The following is a 19549-nucleotide window of genomic DNA, read 5'->3' as shown; positions in this document are numbered from 1 at the left end:
GGTTATATTCCATCTTGAACAGATTTTTTTACAATTTCCCACGTGTCTTGTTTTTTAATCTTGATAGCTACATTAGTTCCGGTAGATTCCTTATAAAAGATATATCCATTGTTTTCGTCCACATATGTCAATGGTTCACTTATGCAATCTCGCGAACAAGATGTATTAATTAGCTCGATTAATGATAGTTCGCTCGGATCGGTTTTACTTGCATCTATAATAGTATCAACGTCTATTTTACGGTAACCTTGTAAATTCACATGGAAACTTTGTTCGATTTCACCTGTAATACTAGTATTCATTACTTCAACTGAAAGTTTCTTTTCTTGAAGAAATCCGTTTTCAAAAATTAATTTTGTATATCCAAGCCATGCGATTAAAACTAGCATGATAAACATAGTAAATATTTTAAGTGTTCGAAGCCGTTTACTAACAATTGTTTCTGAGTATTTCATCCAGTTTAATCCTCCAATGTTTTTAATTTAAAGTATGCCTAGATACATATTTTTAGAAGAAAGATAGAAGTTAACGAGTGCTTGATTCAAAAAAGAAAGCATCCGAAGTTAGATGCTTTCTTTTTTGCGTATATTTCGCTATCTGTTCGTTACTTGTTTCATAAGTGGTCTAATTTCTTTAACGGGTGGTTTTTTATCATAGGCATCAACGTAAGAGAAATAGTAATTTAAGTTTCTAAGAAGACCTTTTCCTATTTTAGCGCTCAAGAACGGAAATACTTGTCCAGTATAATCATCGAGAGATTTACAGTAATATTTTTCATCTAGATAAATACTGTATTTACATGTTAGTTCTACTAGTGAGTTCCCTTCTTCATCAATTACTTCTTTAGAATCAATAATGTCTATTAATGCGAATTTTTCATTTAGATAAACTTTCTTCTTTTTCTCGTGTTTATTTGTGAGGATAAATACGAGACCAATGGCGTTAATCAAACTATTTCCTCCTATAAAAAACGGATATTAATAAAATATATCGATATACGTTAAATGTAAAGAGGAGAGGTGAAATTTCATTGATAGAAAGTTTAATAAGCCGATTTGTGTTTTCAAATCGGCTTATTATTATTGAAACACTTGCGGGAATTGTTTTACGATTGCGTTTGTTATCATATCAGCCATTTCTAATGCTTCTTTTTCAATTTTATCATATAGTTTTACGCTTGCTTCAAAATCTTTATTTAGGAAGGCAAGCGCTTCTGCTTTCGTAAGTGCTAAATGTTCATAAAACATTTTTCTGAATTCTTCTTTTTCTATATAAGGGTTGATGCTAGCAAGAAACGCCACAATTTCATCACCATTAGCGTACCATTTTTTCTCTATAGCGGCAGCTGCATTTTGATCACCAGCTTTTGCGGCTTTAACTAGATCCGCAGCAATGACTAAGTGGTCTTTAATTAATGCACTATATTTTTTTACAGCATCCTCACCATAGAATGGTTCAAGTGATAGTCCCATATGTGTTGCATTTTGAAGAAGACGCCCAACTGTCACGTTAACGTCTGGTAAATTAAAGACAATACTTATAATAGCTAATCTCGTCCAAGCGACATGTTGTTCCCATAAAGAACGCATATAACCTTTTAAAAAGTTCTCGTTTTTACTAATTCGGTAATTACGTACAGATGTATCAAAGTGTACATAAGGGTTATGATAGGGGGAGTAATACGATTGCCAATAAGAATACATAAACGGTAACACTCCTTTGAACATGTATAACTCAAAGTATGATGGGAATTTATTTTTAGTTACGTGTCCTAGATTAATTTCAGAAATTGATATGGAAAAAGATGAAGGATTTTATTGTGGTATATATAAATAAAATGAATATAAAAATAAACAAGGCTCTGCAAGGGAAGTTGCAGAGCCTCAAAAGGGTATTGCCGAGATGTCGGACTCGACTAAGTAATGTTATCATAAAATTCTATTAAAAAAACCTGGTAAATGTGTCCAAATAAAAGTGGATCTTTAATAAAGTTAAAGGGATCCGCTTCCCGCAGCAGATCCCTTTAACTAGATAATGTTGATGAGCAAAAACTCATCTAGAGTACTTTTATAGTAACAAGTAAAAATCGTTTTGTGTATTGAGAAAAAAAGAATTACTTCATTAAATGTTAAGAACTTATATTTTACTTCTGGTTAATATAATCATTTGTTGTAAGTGAAGTATGGTTATAAAATGGAGAAAAGACTTGCAAGCATCTAAAAGCGTAATGAAATATATAATAGTCAAAAAAGACCTGCTTATATAAGCAGGTCAAATTAAGGGGTTTTATCCAACAGAATATGTCATATGATATCAACTGTATTGTATTAAGTCTATAAGGTTTATATTGAGAAAAGTTTTGTGAATGGATATATTTCGCACACGTATTAACGTTTAAAAAGTTGAGAAAGAAAATGAAAAAGCTTTTTATAAGAAAATAATGGCTGGTATTTATAATATGCTTCATATTTCCACGCATCATGATTCGAGAATTGGAGTTGATTCGGTACTGTTTTCTGCTTGGTGGAACTAATATTCTGCTGTTTCATATAGTAACCTCCTGAATTCATATGTATAAGATTAGTAGTATTCAAGGAAGATTAATAAAATGTATATTTATTTTGTAATTCATTTTATATGTGCTTTATTTATGTTTTAAAATTTATAAATAGCCATTAAAACACCGTTGCTAAACAACCTCTAAAACGTAGAGAAGCATAAAATAATGAAAAAGCAAGCTGTTAGTCTTGTATTCATCACTTTCATGACACATAAGTGATGATATAATAGTAATAGATGAAAGATAAAGAAAAGCAGGTGACTCTTTTTTGTTTACAAAAGCACAAGAACTTTTAGCGTCTTATTTCGGTTATTCGTCATTCCGAAGAGGGCAAGATGAAACAATTAAAAATGTATTAGATGGGAAAGATACAGTCTGTATCATGCCTACGGGCGGTGGTAAGTCAATTTGTTATCAAATTCCCGCATTAGTATTCGAAGGAACGACATTAGTTATTTCACCTTTGATTTCACTTATGAAAGACCAAGTAGATACATTAGTACAAAACGGTATTTCAGCTACTTATATTAATAGTTCTATTTCGATTGCGGAAGCGAATCAACGAATTCAATTAGCAAAACAAGGACATTATAAGTTACTTTATGTGGCGCCGGAGCGTCTTGATTCAATGGAATTTGTTGACCAACTTATCGATATGAAAATCCCGATGATTGCAATTGATGAGGCGCACTGTATTTCGCAGTGGGGACATGATTTCCGTCCGAGTTATTTACATATACATCGCATATTAGATTATCTTCCAGAAAAACCGCTTGTCCTAGCATTAACTGCGACGGCAACACCACAAGTTCGTGAAGATATTTGCAACACGCTTGGAATTAATCAAGAAAATACGATTATGACAACGTTTGAGCGCGAGAACTTATCATTTTCTGTTATTAAAGGACAAGATCGTAATGCATATTTAGCGGATTATATTCGTCAAAATCAAAAAGAATCTGGGATTATATATGCAGCTACTAGAAAAGTAGTTGATCAGTTGTATGAAGATTTAATGAAAGCAGGAGTTTCTGTATCAAAATACCATGCTGGTATGAGTGATACAGATCGAAATGAGCAGCAAGAACTCTTTTTACGTGATGAAGTGAGTGTAATGGTAGCGACATCTGCATTTGGGATGGGAATTGATAAATCGAATATTCGTTACGTTATCCATTATCAACTGCCAAAAAACATGGAAAGTTATTATCAAGAAGCAGGACGTGCTGGCCGTGATGGATTAGATAGTGCATGTATATTGTTATATTCTTCTCAAGATGTGCAAGTACAGCGCTTTTTAATTGACCAATCGACAGGAGAATCTCGTTTTTCAAATGAACTTGAAAAACTGCAAAATATGACTGATTACTGTCATACAGAACAATGTTTACAATCATTTATTTTGCAATACTTTGGAGAAGAACCGAAAGAAGATTGCGGCCGCTGCGGTAATTGTACGGACGACCGCGAAAGTATCGATGTGACGAGAGAATCACAAATGGTTCTATCTTGCATGATTAGGACGAACCAGCGATTTGGAAAACAAATGATTGCACAAGTACTAACTGGATCTAAAAATAAGAAAGTTATTGAATTTAATTTTCATACTTTACCAACATACGGATTACTATCAAATCGAAGCGTCAAAGAAGTCAGTGAATTTATTGAGTTTCTAATTTCAGATGAGTTAATTGCAGTTGAACATGGTACGTATCCAACATTAAAAGTTACGGAAAAAGGGAAAGAAGTATTATTAGGTAAAGAGAATGTTTTACGTAAAGAACGAGTAGAGACAAGACAAATTGTTCAAGATCATCCTTTATTTGAAGTGCTTCGCGAAGTACGTAAAGAAATTGCGCAAGGAGAAGGTGTACCTCCATTCGTTATTTTCTCTGATCAAACGTTGAAAGATATGTGTGCAAAAATGCCGCAAAGTGACTCTGAACTTTTAACTGTGAAAGGGATCGGCGAACATAAACTTGTGAAGTATGGTTCTCACTTCTTACAAGCAGTTCAGCACTTTATTAAGGACAATCCAAACTATGCCGAAACAGTTAAAACAGAAGTAGTGACAGAGCGGAAAAAGTCAGGGAAAGCTTCAGCAAATTCTCATTTAGAAACGTATGAAATGTATAAACAAGGCATTGATCTAGATGAAATTGCGAAAGAACGTGGCTTATCAAGACAAACAATTGAAAATCATTTAATTCGCTCTTTTGAAGATGGAATGGAAATAGACTGGAACAGTTTTGTTCCTGCAGAATATGAATCACTGATTGAAACTGCCGTGCAAAATGCAGAGGGTGGTCTGAAATCAATTAAGGAACAACTTCCAAATGAAGTGAGTTACTTTATGATTCGTGCATATTTACAATTTAGAAAGTAGATATATAAAAAGGGGATAGGGATATATGCATCACGTTTTCGTGTATGGCACATTAAGAAAAGAGCAAACGAATGCTCATTTTATGCAAGGGGCAATATGCATCGCAGACGGAGCATGGACGTATGGTAAATTATTTGATACAAACGAAGGGTATCCGGCAATGATTTGTTCAAATGAGGACAAAGTATACGGAGAAGTTTATGAAGTAAATGAGGTTGTTCTGCAAAAATTAGATGAACTTGAAGAATATACAGGTAATGCAGAAAGTGATTTATATGACCGAATCACCGAAACGGTTTATTTAGGTGATAGAGAAATACGTGCATTTGTGTATGTTGCTCAAGATATAAGGATGCTAAAGAAAGTTATCATTTCTGGTGATTGGGTAGAGTATCAACAAGAAAAATAATAGCAGCCATAGAGCAGATAGTGGTATCATCCATTATCTGCTTTTAATATTTATACTTTTAATTTTCTTATTATTTTGATAAATTGTAAATATAGGGAATAATAATGATTTTTTCATGGGTGTCAGAAATTTAGTTTTTCACCTGTAGAAGAAAAATCTATTGCAGGAGGAGAATAATAATGAATGAATTAAATGTGAGAGAATTTTACGAAAAACAATTTAAACTATCCAATTACGATATCAATACAGAAAGCTGGTTAAATCAAGTTGCGAAAGAAGTTAAAGAGCAAATTGGACATCCATTTCAGTCGATGTTAGAACTAGGTGCAGGAAATGGTGGATTTGCAAGGGCGATGTCTAAGTTACGTGTAAAGATGACTACTGTTGAGCTTGTTCCAGAGTTAGTTATGTTTGCAAAAGAACATTCTACTAATGATATAGATATTCATTGCGCTGATTTTTATAAAATTAATTTTGAAGAAAAGTTTGATGTTGTTAGTTATTTTGATGGATTTGGTGTAGGAACAGATGATGAGCAATTGATTCTATTAAAACGCATTAAAAACTGGATGAAGGATGATGGATGTGCACTTATTGATATGTATCAACCATTGTATTGGAAAAAAGTAAGTGGACAAGAAATGACCTTAAGTGCAGCTATGCGAAAATACGAATATGATAGTATAAATGAAAGAATGTTAGATCATTGGTGGCACCCTAATAATCCCAATGATATAGTTACACAGTCTTTACGATGTTATACGGTAGATGAGATTAGCAATCTATGTGCTGAAGCTGGATTAAGTATTGTAGGGTTCTTCCCAGGCGGAGCATATGATTTTGAAAAACGAAAATATAAAGAATTAGCAACATTAAATGAATGTTTGGCATATCGAATTAAAGTAAGGAAGAGTAGGGATTAATCTCTATTCTTTTTTGATTTAGAAAATTCTTGCTAAATCTATTGACTTTATAAATGGATTTTTAATACAATTGTATCTCGACTGAAAAATTAGAACGGACAGGAGGGAATCATCAAATGAACAGCATTTTTGACGAAGAGTTACAAAAAATGAAAGATACGTTATGTACGATGGAGGATCAATTAGAACAACTTGAAAAAATTCCAGTTTATTATGGAGAAGATTTTAAAGAGCAAATTCTTGAAAGTATGAGGGAGTCTAATAGACAAAACTTACGTATTGGTGTGCAGGAGCCATACTTTGGAAGATTAGATTTTCAGGAGGATGGTAAGGAAGATGTTATGCCGATTTACATCGGTAAAGTAGGTGTTTCACATAAAGATACGATGAAACCAATTGTAATTGATTGGCGGGCACCTGTCGCAAGTATGTTTTATTCATTTACCGGGGGAGATGAATTAGCGTTTTATCAATCGCCAGACGGATTAGTAGAAGGTGATGTTTATTTAAAGCGAAATATCTCTATCCGAAAAAGAGAACTAGAACGTGTTGTTGATACATATGTAAAAGGAAATGAAGATGTATCTCATGCCGATGATTTTCTTCTATATCGATTAGGTGAAAATAAAGATAATAAACTAAAAGATATTGTTTCAACGATACAATCGGAGCAAAATGATATTATTCGTGCGGAAAGAAACTTACCATTATTGATTCAAGGGGTTGCGGGAAGCGGAAAAACAACGATTGCTTTACATCGCCTTGCTTTTTTAATTTATGAATATCGTGAGCAGCTAGAAGCTGAGAGAATGATTGTATTCGCTCCGAATAGTCTGTTTTTAGACTATATTTCGAGTGTACTTCCTGAATTAGGTGTAGGGAATATTAGTCAAACAACATTTCCAGATTGGGCATTACGTACGTTAGATGATTCGGTGAAATTGAAGCAGACAGAAGAAAAATTGAAAGAAGCCTTTTCTATTAATCGTGATGAAGAAAAGGTTATGCTCGGTAAATTGAAAGGTACACTGGAATTTAAGTCCTTTATTGAAGAGAGAATGATTCAATTTGAAAATGAATTAGTACCAACAAGTAATTTTGAGGCATGGGACAAAGCTATTATTCCGGTAGAAGACATAAAAAAATGGATGCAAGTTGAATATAAACATTATCCATTAAAGAAAAGAAGAGAAAGATTAGTCGGCAGAATGAAGCGCTGGATTGAAATTGAACTGAAAAAGTATGGAGAAACAAACGAGAAGAAATTACTAAAAAAAGAAGCGACAAAGAGATTGAACACATATATGAAGTTTTGGCCGAAAATGAGTGCACTTTCACTATATAGTTCAATATTGAAAAGTAAAGAAATACTCGAAGTATTGCCTGAAGAACTTGTGAAAGAAACTGAAAAGAGTTGTCGTAAAAAAGAAGTGTATGTAGAAGATTTACCAGCTTTAATTTACATACATCACCGCATAACAGGTATTGAAATCGGACAGAAATTCCATCACGTCGTTATTGATGAAGCGCAAGATTTCTCGCCATTCCAAGTTTATGTAGTAAAAGAAATTACACTAGGTAATTCTTTTACTATATTAGGTGATTTATCTCAAGCAATTTATGATTATCAAGGGATTGAAGATTGGAGTGCTTTTAAAGAAGTATTCCAAGAAACAGGTTATTATGAACTGACGAGAAGTTATCGTTCTACAAAAGAAATTATAGAATTTGCGAACGAAATAATTAAAAATGCAGAGATTCCAGTTGGGCTCGCAACACCAGTTTTTCGCAGTGGTGAAGATGTTAAGGTAATCCATGCAGAAGATCAATTTAATGAGATTATGAAGACGTTAAAACATCTACAAAACGAAGATGTGAAAACCATTGCGGTAATAGGAAGAACAGACGATGAATGCCGCGATATATATGGAAAATTAACAAAAGCAGGATTGGCCGTAAACGTCATTGAAGCAGATCAAAGTAAATATGAAGGTGGTATTTCAGTAGTACCTGTATACTTGGCAAAAGGGCTAGAATTTGATGCTGTTCTATTAATCGATGTTGATGAAGAACATTATAAAAATACGAAACATGATGCAAAGTTACTATATGTCGGATGTACAAGGTCACTTCATGATTTATGGATTTTCCATAGCGGAGAAATATCGCCTTTAATTAATGGATTAAAATAAATATTACATACAAGAGGATTTTCTAGTAACAAAAAGAAGAACCTCTTGTTTTTCTATATAAAGACATGGAGAGAGGATAACTATGATAACAAAAGTAATAACAAAAAGAAATTGGGAAATCGCAAAGGTAGATGGAGAAGTTAATGAAGCTTCACTTAAAGAAGAGGGATTTATTCATTGTTCATTTTTACAGCAAGCTTTAAAAGTTGTTGAAAAATATTTTAGTCATGAAGAAGATGTTTTATTACTGACAATCGATCCATCCTTAATAAAAGCAGAAATAAAATATGAACTTGCTTCTAACGGTCAAGAATATCCGCATGTATATGGAGTAATTAATATTGAGGCAATTGTAGGTGTTACCCCATTTACTAAAGAAAAAGGAGAGTTTATATTACAAGAGGTACAAAATTAAGGTTGTAATAGCCGTTTAAATTAACAAGAAAAGCACAAATTATATAGTTTGTGCTTTTTTATTATCTATTTTTTGTAAATACGCATTGTTTTTATCACACTAATACTGTACGATACATAGTATAAAACATATACTGTATGACATATAGTAATGGAAATGAGGTGAGTGAATGGATGCTTTATTAAATTCGTTAATTACTGAACTAAGAAGAGGGACATTAACATTAGCGGTTTTAAGCCAGTTAAGAACACCGCAGTATGGGTATTCACTTGTCCAATTATTGGAGCAATCAGGGATCACAATCGATCAAAGTACTTTATATCCACTACTTCGCCGATTAGAAAAGCAAGAGCTAGTGACGAGTAGTTGGGATAAAACGGAGAGTAGGCCTCGTAAGTATTACGTTTTAAGTGAATACGGATTAGAGATATTTTTGCAGTTAAAAAAGGAATGGATAAAGGATTCGAAAGAACTTTATAACTTATTAAAGGAGGAGGACAAGAATGAATTTGATTGATATTTATGTCGAAGAAGTAGCGAAGAGATTACCTGAAAAAAATCGTGAAGATATTATTCTTGAACTACGGTCAACTATCGAGGATATGTTACCTGATGAGTATAATGAGGAAGATGTAAAGAGTGTCCTTGAAAAATTGGGAAGCCCAGTTTCATTGGCTAATGGCTATCTGGATAGACCGATGCATTTAATTGGACCACGTTATTTTGATGTATATACGACATTGTTAAAAATGATCATACCAATAGCAGCTGTAATCGCACTTATTGCAATGGTTGCAGAAAATTTTGTAGGATATAATGGTGAGCAAGCGGTATTAAATGTTATTTTAAATTTGATAGGTAAAGGAATTGGGGAAATTGTCGAAGTAGGCCTCCATGTATTTTTCTGGTTGACACTTGTATTTGCAATTTTAGAAAGAACAGATAAAGACAAAGGTACTCAACCGTTGACGACAAGTTTAAAAAAATGGACGCCTGATGATTTGAAAAATACTTCGTATGTTCCAAAGAAAAAGTCGATCTCAAAGTTCGAAGTGTTTGGAGGTCTAATGTGGACGGCAATATGGGCGACACTTTACTTTTATGCGAATCATCTCGTTGGCGTATACCACGGTACGGAAAATGGATTGAAGTTTATTGCGCCGACGTTTAATCAAGATGTATTAATTCAGTATTGTCCAATCGTTGCTATTATGATTGTATTTGAAATAGGTATATCTCTTTATAAGTTAGTACAGGGACAATGGACGCGAAGATTAGCAATCGGGAATGCTATACTTCAAATAGCTGGAACAATAGTATTCATTGTAATTGTAGTAAATCCACATTTATTTAACGAAGGATTTATTACGTATGTGGCAAATGTGTTTACTACTTCTCCAGAGGAATTTAAAAAGTGGTTAATTGGTGGAGGTATTATCATTTATATTTTATCTGCGGTATTAAATATATTTGATGGTTTCCGAAAAGCTCGTATTCGTATGTAGTAGTGAAAGGAAAGAAGATATACTTTATGAAAGGAAGAAAGCAATGATAAGGGAAGCAAGGAAACAAGATGTAACATACATGTTAGATATTTATAATGATGCTATATTGAATACAACAGCCGTCTATACGTATAAACCTGTAACCCTTGAAAATAGAATAGATTGGTATGAACAAAAAAAGGCTAACGGCTATCCGATTTTAGTATGTGAATTAGATAATAAAATAGTAGGATTTGCGACATTTGGCCCGTTTAGAGCTTGGCCTGCCTATAAATATTCAATTGAGCATTCTGTGTACGTTCATAAGGAATATAGAAAAAATGGGATAGGAACTTCTTTAATGAAAGCATTGATTACAGTTGCAAAAGAAAGGGAATATATGACCTTAATTGCTGGAATTGATGCAGAAAATGAGAAAAGCATTGCCTTACATGAAAACTATGGATTTGTTCATGCGGGGACAATTAAGAAGGCTGGTTATAAGTTTAACAGGTGGTTAGATTTAGCTTTTTATCAATTGGAGCTTAATGGTCCTAAAAAGCCTACGGAAGAGTAAATGTTTGCGTTATGCGAATTATGTATTTTAGAAAGATAGTATGGGAAAATTTCATGCTATCTTTTTTATTGTATGGATAAATAACATGTAATAAAAAAGGTTTTTTATATTCTATATCGAATTGTGAGAAGATGATAAAACAATATAAAAAGAGGTATGGATATGCATTTACAAAAAGTATAGCAAAGGCATACTAGGGGTGAGTGATTGAAAAGAAACTTAAAAACTTCAACAATCATCATATTAATTTTAACGATTATCGCTATGGAAGTTGGAATCGCGATTTACGATCATAATCTGTCATTAGATACAATTTACTTTGCAGCAATCCTCATTTGTATTGTATTGCTTTTTGGCACACGTGTTTCTGAAGAGAAAGAAAGTACATCGAAACAGAGACGAAGAAAAACAGCACTTATATTTTGGCCATCTATTTTATTATCTATCGCTTGTTTTGCCGTTATAAGTTATATAAGAATAGGCTATGTCTCTGTGCCAGGGATAATTGGTTTTTCATGTTTTGTTACTTATGGTGGATTCGTGTTTATTAGTATTTTAAAAAGGAAAAGGAAAAATTAAAGGTAGCTAACTAAATTGAAAGGAAGAAATATATGAAACACTTAGAGAATGGGACTCGCGCTGAAGGAGAATACATAAAAAATAAAGTAATTCAATATAACATGTCTATTTTAACAGATGAAGCAAAACAGCCGATGGAACAAGTAAGTTTCGTAGTGAAAGATGAGGGTGGAAAAATCTTTGGCGGGGTAACAGGAACGATGTATTTTTATCACCTTCATATAGATTTTTTGTGGGTTGATGAATCAGTTCGTCATGATGGTTATGGTAGTCAACTGTTACATAAAATTGAAGACATTGCGAAGGAAAAACGTTGTAGATTAATATTATTAGATTCATTTAGTTTTCAAGCACCAGAATTTTATAAAAAGCACGGATACCGAGAATATGGTGTAGTTGAAGATCATCCTAAAGGACATAGTCAACACTTTTTAGAGAAGCGGTTATAGTAATAGTATTCGTGTTCTAGAAGGAAAGTGGATTTTAAAAGCATCACCAAACAAGGTGATGCTATTTTTAATTTATAGCAACTACTCAAGCTGATGTAATTATGGGGACAAATAGTACGATTCGTATAGCTATGATTTTCTTTTTTACTGTAAATGAGTTACTGTCTTTGTAAAAGACACTTGTCGTATTTACTATATGTACTAATAAATACTATTGAATTTTTAGGAGAGGAAGAGCAATAAGACGAGCTCTGAATATAATAATGATAAAGGAGGTGTTAAGCAATGGGTTATATTGTAGATATTTCGAAATGGAACGGTAACATTAACTGGGATGTAGCAGCTCCACAATTAGATTTCGTAATCGCTAGGGTACAAGATGGTTCGAATTACGTAGACCCTTTATATAAAAATTACGCTCAAGCAATGAAAATAAGAAATATTCCTTTCGGTAATTATGCATTTTGCCGATTTATTTCAATTTCTGATGCGAAGAAGGAAGCGCAAGATTTTTGGAATCGCGGTGATAAGAGCGCTACAGTTTGGGCGGCTGATGTAGAAGTAAAAACAATGGATGATATGAGAGCCGGTACACAAGCTTTTATCGATGAATTACGCCGACTAGGAGCTAAGAAAGTTGGCTTATATGTTGGTCATCATGTATATGAACCATTCGGTATGGCGAACGTAAAAAGTGATTTTGTATGGATTCCTAGATATGGAGGTAATAAACCAGCATATCCTTGTGATATTTGGCAATACACCGAGACAGGTGATGTACCAGGTATTGGAAAATGTGATTTAAATCAATTAATAGGAAATAAGCCACTTTTCTGGTTTACTGAATCAGTACCAAAACAAGAAAATATACAGGCACAAGTTTCTAAACAAAATATTATCCAATCTGGAGCCTTTTCACCTTATGAAACTCCAGATGTTATGGGAGCATTAACTTCTTTAAAAATGACTGCTACCTTCATTTTACAATCGGATGGTTTAACGTATTTTGTTACTGAACCTACCAGTGATACGCAATTAAATGCTATGAAAGGCTGGCTTGATCAAAAAGGTTGGTGGTATGAAGTTAAATAGCTCCTATATGTGAAAAAAGAAGAGCCATCCAACAGGACGGCTCTTCTCAAATTATTATTGAATCTTGCTATTCAAATAATTTATCCATTAAATTCTGGATTTCACGTCTTCTTTTATCTGTTTCGTTCTTATCAATTGTATACGTATCATCCTCGATTATAAGAATATCACCTTCTTTTGCAGTAGAAGGGAGTTTTGATTTAGGTACATCAATTGTTACGTTATTTACTTCAATAACTGCTAGTTCGCCTTCAAAACGGTCAATAATACCTCTTTTCATAATTATCTCTCCGTTCTTACAGAAATTTTTGAACCATCACTATTAATAACTACAGTTCCATTTAAATCTGTTCTATATACATTAACAGACATTGCATTTAACTTTGCCAAAGTTTCCTGTGTAGGATGGCCATAGCGGTTACCTGCACCGGCACTGATCAGAGCGATACTTGGTTTCACTGCATCTAAAAATGGCTGAGAAGAAGATGTCTTACTTCCATGATGACCAGGTTTTAATACATCAGATTTTAGGTTAGAACCATGTGCTAGAACCATATCTTTTTCGCTTTTAGATTCAGCATCACCAGTAAATAAGAAAGATTTGCTACCGTGTGTTACTTTTAATACCGCACTCCACTCATTTAGATCGTTACCGTATTCTTTCACGGGAGCTAAAAATTGTGAGTTTAAACCGTTGATTGGTAAAGTTACTCCAGATTTCGCTTCTTTAATTGTTAATCCTTTGTTAGCTACTGCAGTTAGGAAGTCTTTGAACGTTTGTGTCGTATGACTTACTTTAGGGGCATAAACGTTTTTTACATTCATAGCATAAAGCACTTCATCTAATCCGCCTACATGATCAGCATCAGGATGAGTGGCAATCATATAATCAATAGTTTGGAATCCTAATCCTTTTAAATAATTTGCTACTACTTTACCTTTGCCGTTGTTACCAGCGTCAATAAGGATCGTTTCTCCACTTGGAGATTTAATAAAAGTAGCATCACCTTGTCCGACATCAATATAATGTACCTCTAAGTTACCTTTTGGCTTAGGAAGAGCTGGACGGAAATTTGGTTCTAATACACGAGCCAAAAATGCAGCGAATTGCTCACGAGTTACTTTTACACCTGGACCAAATGTACCATCAGGCAATCCAGTAGTAATATTATTTTGTGCTAAAATTTTGACATAATTGTAACCCCAGTGATTAGATGGAACATCAGGGAAATTGACGTCTGCACCTGTAGACTTCAAATTAAAAGTTTTAACTAAAACTACTGCCATTTCTGCACGAGTTAATGAGCGGTCAGGGAAATAGTTTGTTTCACGTTGTACAATGTTATTATGTGCTAACTTATGTACAGAATCATAGTAATAGATACCTTTGGCTACATCGGAAAAAATATGATTATAGCTAGATGGTTTTTCTAATTTTAATGATAAATCTAGCATTAAGGCCATTTGTCCACGAGTTACATCATCACTCGGTTTAAAAGTTCCTTCTGGCGTACCTTTAATGATACCTTTATCCGATAAATAGTTAATTTCTTTAATTGCCCAATGATTAGATTGGACATCAGGGAAAGATTTAGCACTTGTAAAATTAGGGATGAATAATGATAAGATTATGACAAATGCTGTTAATAATAAACTAAACTTTTTCAAAAGATCGCCTCACTTTATGTATTTTTTACCTAATTAACTTTACCATTTTTTTCAATAAATTCAAGTTTTAATAGGTAAATATTATAATAGAAATACTTTTGGTGTTATATTCATTGATTTTCTCTTATTTTGTATATTTGGTATAATTAATATGAAAGGATGAGAGTAACGATTGCAATTGTAAAATCGATATAATAAATTTATTTTATGAAGGTTTTTTGTAACAGGTTGGATTCTATAGTTTTATATGGAAAGAAGTAAAGTAAGACAAATTATATATAATGAGCAATTTGATGGGAGAAGGAAAATGTACACATATAAATTGCAAAATGAACAACCAATTTGCGTAGAAAAAATAAAAAAACTTTATGACTCTGTCGGTTGGTGGCCAGAAAGAAAAGAAATCGATATTCAAAAAATGTTAAAGCATAGTATAGCAATTGGGGTATGGGAAGAAAATGAATTAATTGGATTTGCTAGAGTTGTTTCTGATGGCGTTTTTCGAGCGTACATAGAAGATGTTGTCGTACATGAGAATGTAAGAAATAAAGGTATTGGAGAGAAGATGCTTACAATATTACTTCAAGAAATATCTCATGTTCATATTGTTAGTCTATTTTGTGGAGAGAAATTAATAAAGTTTTATGGTGAACAGAAATTTCAAGCGACAAAGCAAATTGTGATGCATCGTAATCAAATAGTGAAAGAATAAGAGGTGCCAATGAGAATGAATACAACAAGAACATATTGTTTATCAAAAAGAAAAGCAACAGAAGATTCTCCTGATGGTTGGAATGCAACATGTATGAGGCTTAATAATAAAATATTTGCGATAGTAAACCATGAAGAAGGAGAAAAAGCTGCGATTACTTTAAAATGTGATCCAGAACTTGCATTAAGATTAAGAGAAGAGTATCCAGAAGCAATCATTCCGGGGTATCATATGAATAAAAAGCATTGGAATACAGTGTATATACATAAAGATATAGAGCAAGAGCAAATTAATAAGATGATTGATTGGTCATATGATTTAGTTCTACAATCATTTTCAAAGAAAAAGCAGCAAGAGTTATTAAATTAATATGTATAAGGGGTGGCAGTATTGAAAGACACGATTAAAGGTACATATGATAAATTAGCGAGTACATATAAAGAAAACCTAGATGTGGCAAATCCATATAATAGCTATTACGAAAGACCAGCGATGATGGAGATGATTCCAAAGAATTTAGAAGGGAAGAGTATACTAGATGCTGGATGTGCAGCTGGATGGTATACTTCTCAATTTTTAGAAAGAGGAGCAAATGTTACTGCAATTGACGTAAGTTCTGAAATGGTAAAAGCTGCAAAGGAAAGTACGGGTAATAAAGCAACGTTTCTTTGTCATGATTTGCAAGAAGTATTACCATTTGAAGATAATACTTTTGATGTTATTGTAAGTTCGTTAACGCTTCATTACTTAGAAAATTGGAATAAAGTATTTCAGGAGTTTCATCGCGTATTGAAGCCAGATGGCGAATTTATATACTCCATTCATCATCCTTTTATGGACTTTACAAAGTTTCCTTGTGAAAATTATTTCGAAAAACAATTATTAGTAGATACTTGGGTTAAACCAAATATTACAATAGAAGTTAGTTTTTTTAGAAGATCACTCCAAGATATAATTAATGAAACAACAAATTATTTTGTGTTAGATAAAATAGAGGAACCGAGGCCAGTTGAAAAAATGAGAGAAGTAAACGAAAAATCATATCATTATCTAAATACAAATCCACATTTTCTTATTATGAAAGCGATTAAAAAATAGCTAGTAAAATAATTATATTTTACTAGCTATTTACAGTTTTAAATTACATATTAGGAGATTTTGAGATGAATAAGAAACGAAGTAGATTATTATATGCGCTATTTACTATCGTTATAATTATTTTAGGTCTTAGCTCAAGAAAGTTAGCTTTTGCGTTACCTCATCTATTAAACGAGTACTTAGGTGATGCTTTATGGGCATGTATGATTTTTACTGGATGCGGATTTTTATTTCCTAAAATAAACACGATGAAATTGGCTTTTATAAGTTTGCTGTTTTGTTATGGGATTGAAGTGAGCCAATTGTATCATGCCGGATGGATAGATAGCATTCGTGCAACGACTTTAGGCGGACTCGTATTAGGTTACGGATGTTTGTGGAGTGATTTAGTTGCTTATACAATTGGTGTTGGGATTGGAATGTTTTGTGAGTTTATGTTACGGAAGAAATAATAGATGTAAGAAGGGGTATTTATGAAAAAAATAATATTAATAGGTTCTGGTGGTTCAGGAAAATCTACATTAGCAAGACAATTAGGAAACAAACTAAATATTAAGGTGCATCATCTTGATGCACTATTTTGGAAACCAAATTGGGAGGGGGTTTCCAAAGAGGAGCAAAGAACGGTTCAAAATGAATTAGTTAAAGAAGATGAGTGGATTATTGATGGGAATTATGGCGGGACAATGGACATAAGAATTAACGCAGCTGATACAATCATCTTTCTTGATATTCATAGAACAATATGTGTTTATCGTGCTTTTAAAAGGGTTGTACAATATCGGAATAAAACAAGACCGGATATGGGTGCTGGATGTGAAGAAAGGTTTGATTTGCAATTTTTTAAATGGATATGGGAATATCCTAAAACGAAACGACCTTCAATTTTAAAGAGGTTAAATCAATTGAGTAAAGATAAAGATGTTATTATTTTAAAATCTTCAAATGAAGTAAGATTATTTTTAGAGAAGTACGATCACTTAAATTGTTAGATTATAAAAAGAAGTCAAATGGGGGAATAGCATTGAATAGATTCATTGGCTCCGTTGATTCTAATATGGTGAAAATTCCAGCAGGAAAAGTAGAATTAAGAGATGATCGAATAAAAAAACAATGGCAAGTACAAATAAAACCATTTCTTCTTGCAAAATATGTTGTAACGATGGAATTATATGATGCGATTGCGAATAACAAACCAAGTTTATTGAAAGATAAAAATAAACCAGTTGTAAATATTTCATGGAATGATGCCATTATATTTTGTAATTTACTTTCCAAAAAAGCGGGATTAAAAGAATATTATTCTATTAGTGAAGATGGTCTAATTGTTAGTTGTAATTTAGATTCAAATGGCTACCGATTACCTTTTGAAGCAGAGTGGCAATATGCGTGTAAGGCAGGAACTACGGGATACATATATGGAGAACTGAAAGAGATTGCTTGGTACAATGAAAATTCAAGTGGATATATTCATGAGGTCGGAAAAAAAGAACCGAATGCATGGGGACTTTACGATATGTTAGGAAACGTTTGGGAATGGTGCTATGATTTATATGATGAACAAGTGTACGGATCATACCGAATTTTCCGCGGCGGTAGCTGGGCTGAAGCAGCTAGAGGTTGCGGTGCGACTTGTCGTCGCCGTAGTCATCCTACATTTCATATAGATGACCTTGGGTTTAGGCTTGCTAGGTCCATTTAGAAGAATAAGACAAAATACCTATAATACTAATGGCAACATAGACAAGATTTAAATTAAGGAGTGTTTAAAGTGGCACGTGTTTTATTCATTAATACTGGATCAGAAGGACATATAAATCCAACGTTGCAAGTTGTAGAAGAATTAGTTTCACGCGGGGAAGAGGTAGTTTATTTTTCAATTGAATCTTTTAGAGATCGTATTGAGAGAACGGGTGCTACTGTACGAACAATTGAAGAGCAAAAGTTTTTAAAAGCTTTTCTTTCTGGTGGTCGAAATTATTTATCAGAGAGAATAAATGGTCTTTTACATACGGCAGATGTTATTATACCAAATGTTCTTGAACAAATTGAAGGGGAACATTTTGATTACATCATTCATGATTCAATGTTTGGTTGTGGACATATAATTGCTCAAATTTTAAAGCTTCCAGCAATAAATTCCTGCACATCGTTTGCACAGGATGAAAAATCATTTGAACAAATGTTAGACCACTTGTCTAAAAATATCCCAGTGGAAGTTCATAATAGGATACATAATGATTTTGAAAGATTAACAAAGGGAATCACGGAAAAATATGGTGTTGAAATAAACTCACCGTATGAAGTTTTTTGTAATCCAGCGCCATTTACTATTGTGTATACAATAAAGGAGTTCCAACCTTTTGGAGACATGTTTGATGAAACATTTACATTTGTAGGTCCATCTATCTCTACACAAGCAAAAAATGAAGAGTTTGATTTTACTACAATTGAAGGGAAAAGCCCGATTTACATTTCACTAGGTACTGTTTTTAATGAAGCACTTAATTTTTATAAACTTTGTTTTAAAGCGTTCGAGAATAGTAATCATACAATTGTGATGTCTATTGGTAATAAAACGAGAATAAGTGATTTAGGTGAAATTCCTAAAAACTTCATTGTAAAAAACTATGTACCACAAACGAAACTACTTACATATACAAAGTTATTTATTACACATGGCGGAATGAACAGTACACATGAAGGATTATATAACGGGATTCCGCTTATTGTAATTCCGCAAAGTGCAGATCAGCCAGTTATCGCGAAGCAAGTGGAGAATCTCCGAGCTGGGGTTAAGTTGCACATGAAAGAATTGACTGAGGAACAACTACGTGAAAGTGTAGAACTTGTATTAAATAATCCTTCATATAAAGAATCTGCTTTGAATTTGAAGGAGTCTTTCCGGAAGTCTGGTGGATATAAGCAAGCTGTTGATGAAATTACTACATTTGCTGGTCAGTAATAAATAGAAAATTAAACATGAGAAGAGTGTCTATATGAAA

24 protein-coding genes are annotated in these 19549 nt (G+C 33.1%); 18 read left to right on the top strand and 6 right to left on the bottom strand.

What is annotated here, in order from left to right; all coding sequences use genetic code 11:
- Nucleotides 1–2 precede the first annotated feature (2 nt).
- The 4 genes from MKX31_RS11965 to MKX31_RS11950 all read right to left on the bottom strand — a co-directional run bounded on the left by MKX31_RS11965 (nucleotide 3) and on the right by MKX31_RS11950 (nucleotide 2549).
- Nucleotides 3–455 (bottom strand): hypothetical protein, encoded by a 453-nt coding sequence (locus tag MKX31_RS11965; RefSeq protein WP_064475511.1) that lies wholly within the window; start codon nucleotides 453–455, stop codon nucleotides 3–5.
- Between the two features lie 138 nt (nucleotides 456–593).
- On the bottom strand, nucleotides 594–950 hold the full coding sequence (locus tag MKX31_RS11960; RefSeq protein WP_064475510.1) for a hypothetical protein: 357 nt from the start codon (nucleotides 948–950) through the stop codon (nucleotides 594–596).
- A gap of 129 nt (nucleotides 951–1079) precedes the next feature.
- A complete protein-coding gene (locus MKX31_RS11955) occupies nucleotides 1080–1703 on the bottom strand; it encodes a hypothetical protein (RefSeq protein ID WP_064475509.1) in 624 nt (207 codons plus the stop codon).
- A 684-nt stretch (nucleotides 1704–2387) separates the two neighbouring features.
- Nucleotides 2388–2549, bottom strand: coding sequence for a hypothetical protein (locus MKX31_RS11950; RefSeq protein ID WP_176713064.1), 162 nt, complete (start codon nucleotides 2547–2549; stop codon nucleotides 2388–2390).
- A 279-nt stretch (nucleotides 2550–2828) separates the two neighbouring features.
- On the opposite strand from MKX31_RS11950, the gene recQ reads away from it, so the two are divergent.
- The 11 genes from recQ (at nucleotide 2829) to MKX31_RS11895 (ending at nucleotide 13066) form a co-directional block, all read left to right on the top strand.
- The gene (gene recQ / locus MKX31_RS11945; RefSeq protein ID WP_098112192.1) at nucleotides 2829–4946 is read left to right on the top strand and encodes a DNA helicase RecQ; all 2118 of its coding nucleotides are present in this window, start codon (nucleotides 2829–2831) and stop codon (nucleotides 4944–4946) included.
- Nucleotides 4947–4971: 25 nt separating this feature from the next.
- Nucleotides 4972–5355, top strand: a complete 384-nt coding sequence (locus MKX31_RS11940) for a gamma-glutamylcyclotransferase family protein (RefSeq protein WP_098112193.1) — start codon at nucleotides 4972–4974, stop codon at nucleotides 5353–5355.
- A gap of 179 nt (nucleotides 5356–5534) precedes the next feature.
- Nucleotides 5535–6278, top strand: a complete 744-nt coding sequence (locus tag MKX31_RS11935) for a class I SAM-dependent methyltransferase (protein WP_340980895.1) — start codon at nucleotides 5535–5537, stop codon at nucleotides 6276–6278.
- Nucleotides 6279–6394: 116 nt separating this feature from the next.
- Nucleotides 6395–8470, top strand: a complete 2076-nt coding sequence (locus MKX31_RS11930; RefSeq protein ID WP_242288812.1) for a HelD family protein — start codon at nucleotides 6395–6397, stop codon at nucleotides 8468–8470.
- A gap of 82 nt (nucleotides 8471–8552) precedes the next feature.
- Nucleotides 8553–8885 carry a DUF952 domain-containing protein gene (locus MKX31_RS11925; RefSeq protein ID WP_064475504.1) on the top strand — a complete coding sequence of 111 codons (333 nt, stop codon included), beginning with the start codon at nucleotides 8553–8555 and terminating at the stop codon, nucleotides 8883–8885.
- Nucleotides 8886–9054: 169 nt separating this feature from the next.
- The gene (locus MKX31_RS11920; RefSeq protein ID WP_061679735.1) at nucleotides 9055–9402 is read left to right on the top strand and encodes a PadR family transcriptional regulator; all 348 of its coding nucleotides are present in this window, start codon (nucleotides 9055–9057) and stop codon (nucleotides 9400–9402) included.
- A complete protein-coding gene (locus MKX31_RS11915) occupies nucleotides 9389–10390 on the top strand; it encodes an HAAS signaling domain-containing protein (protein WP_098111215.1) in 1002 nt (333 codons plus the stop codon). Before MKX31_RS11920 ends, MKX31_RS11915 begins: the two co-directional genes overlap by 14 nt.
- Nucleotides 10391–10433: 43 nt before the next feature.
- The gene (locus MKX31_RS11910; RefSeq protein WP_033662712.1) at nucleotides 10434–10946 is read left to right on the top strand and encodes a GNAT family N-acetyltransferase; all 513 of its coding nucleotides are present in this window, start codon (nucleotides 10434–10436) and stop codon (nucleotides 10944–10946) included.
- Nucleotides 10947–11153: 207 nt separating this feature from the next.
- Nucleotides 11154–11525: a hypothetical protein gene (locus MKX31_RS11905; protein ID WP_064475502.1), complete on the top strand. Its 372-nt coding sequence runs from the start codon at nucleotides 11154–11156 to the stop codon at nucleotides 11523–11525.
- A 32-nt stretch (nucleotides 11526–11557) separates the two neighbouring features.
- Complete coding sequence (locus tag MKX31_RS11900) at nucleotides 11558–11974, top strand: GNAT family N-acetyltransferase (protein ID WP_064475501.1); 417 nt, start codon at nucleotides 11558–11560, stop codon at nucleotides 11972–11974.
- 285 nt (nucleotides 11975–12259) lie between these two features.
- A complete protein-coding gene (locus MKX31_RS11895; RefSeq protein WP_098103153.1) occupies nucleotides 12260–13066 on the top strand; it encodes a GH25 family lysozyme in 807 nt (268 codons plus the stop codon).
- A 67-nt stretch (nucleotides 13067–13133) separates the two neighbouring features.
- Here the strand turns inward: MKX31_RS11895 and MKX31_RS11890 are convergent, their stop codons facing one another.
- Both MKX31_RS11890 and MKX31_RS11885 read right to left on the bottom strand, forming a co-directional pair.
- Nucleotides 13134–13346 (bottom strand): DUF3006 domain-containing protein, encoded by a 213-nt coding sequence (locus tag MKX31_RS11890; RefSeq protein ID WP_064475499.1) that lies wholly within the window; start codon nucleotides 13344–13346, stop codon nucleotides 13134–13136.
- Between the two features lie 2 nt (nucleotides 13347–13348).
- Nucleotides 13349–14734 carry an S-layer homology domain-containing protein gene (locus MKX31_RS11885; protein WP_098111214.1) on the bottom strand — a complete coding sequence of 462 codons (1386 nt, stop codon included), beginning with the start codon at nucleotides 14732–14734 and terminating at the stop codon, nucleotides 13349–13351.
- A gap of 307 nt (nucleotides 14735–15041) precedes the next feature.
- On the opposite strand from MKX31_RS11885, the gene MKX31_RS11880 reads away from it, so the two are divergent.
- From MKX31_RS11880 to MKX31_RS11850, 7 genes are all read left to right on the top strand, one after another.
- Nucleotides 15042–15446, top strand: coding sequence for a GNAT family N-acetyltransferase (locus MKX31_RS11880; RefSeq protein WP_098103155.1), 405 nt, complete (start codon nucleotides 15042–15044; stop codon nucleotides 15444–15446).
- 15 nt (nucleotides 15447–15461) lie between these two features.
- Complete coding sequence (locus MKX31_RS11875) at nucleotides 15462–15815, top strand: MmcQ/YjbR family DNA-binding protein (RefSeq protein ID WP_098111923.1); 354 nt, start codon at nucleotides 15462–15464, stop codon at nucleotides 15813–15815.
- A 21-nt stretch (nucleotides 15816–15836) separates the two neighbouring features.
- Nucleotides 15837–16544: a class I SAM-dependent methyltransferase gene (locus tag MKX31_RS11870; RefSeq protein WP_064475496.1), complete on the top strand. Its 708-nt coding sequence runs from the start codon at nucleotides 15837–15839 to the stop codon at nucleotides 16542–16544.
- A gap of 65 nt (nucleotides 16545–16609) precedes the next feature.
- A complete protein-coding gene (locus tag MKX31_RS11865; RefSeq protein ID WP_098111921.1) occupies nucleotides 16610–16996 on the top strand; it encodes a ribosomal maturation YjgA family protein in 387 nt (128 codons plus the stop codon).
- A gap of 21 nt (nucleotides 16997–17017) precedes the next feature.
- Nucleotides 17018–17536 (top strand): DNA topology modulation protein, encoded by a 519-nt coding sequence (locus MKX31_RS11860; RefSeq protein ID WP_103655053.1) that lies wholly within the window; start codon nucleotides 17018–17020, stop codon nucleotides 17534–17536.
- Nucleotides 17537–17568: 32 nt separating this feature from the next.
- The gene (locus tag MKX31_RS11855; protein WP_098112176.1) at nucleotides 17569–18246 is read left to right on the top strand and encodes a formylglycine-generating enzyme family protein; all 678 of its coding nucleotides are present in this window, start codon (nucleotides 17569–17571) and stop codon (nucleotides 18244–18246) included.
- Nucleotides 18247–18315: 69 nt separating this feature from the next.
- Nucleotides 18316–19509 (top strand): macrolide family glycosyltransferase, encoded by a 1194-nt coding sequence (locus tag MKX31_RS11850; protein ID WP_340980888.1) that lies wholly within the window; start codon nucleotides 18316–18318, stop codon nucleotides 19507–19509.
- Nucleotides 19510–19549 lie beyond the last annotated feature (40 nt).

This window comes from Bacillus sp. FSL M8-0063 (assembly GCF_038005545.1).
In the GTDB taxonomy this organism is placed as follows: Bacteria; Bacillota; Bacilli; order Bacillales; family Bacillaceae_G; genus Bacillus_A; species Bacillus_A wiedmannii.
This window is presented reverse-complemented; position numbering and strand designations above follow the sequence as displayed.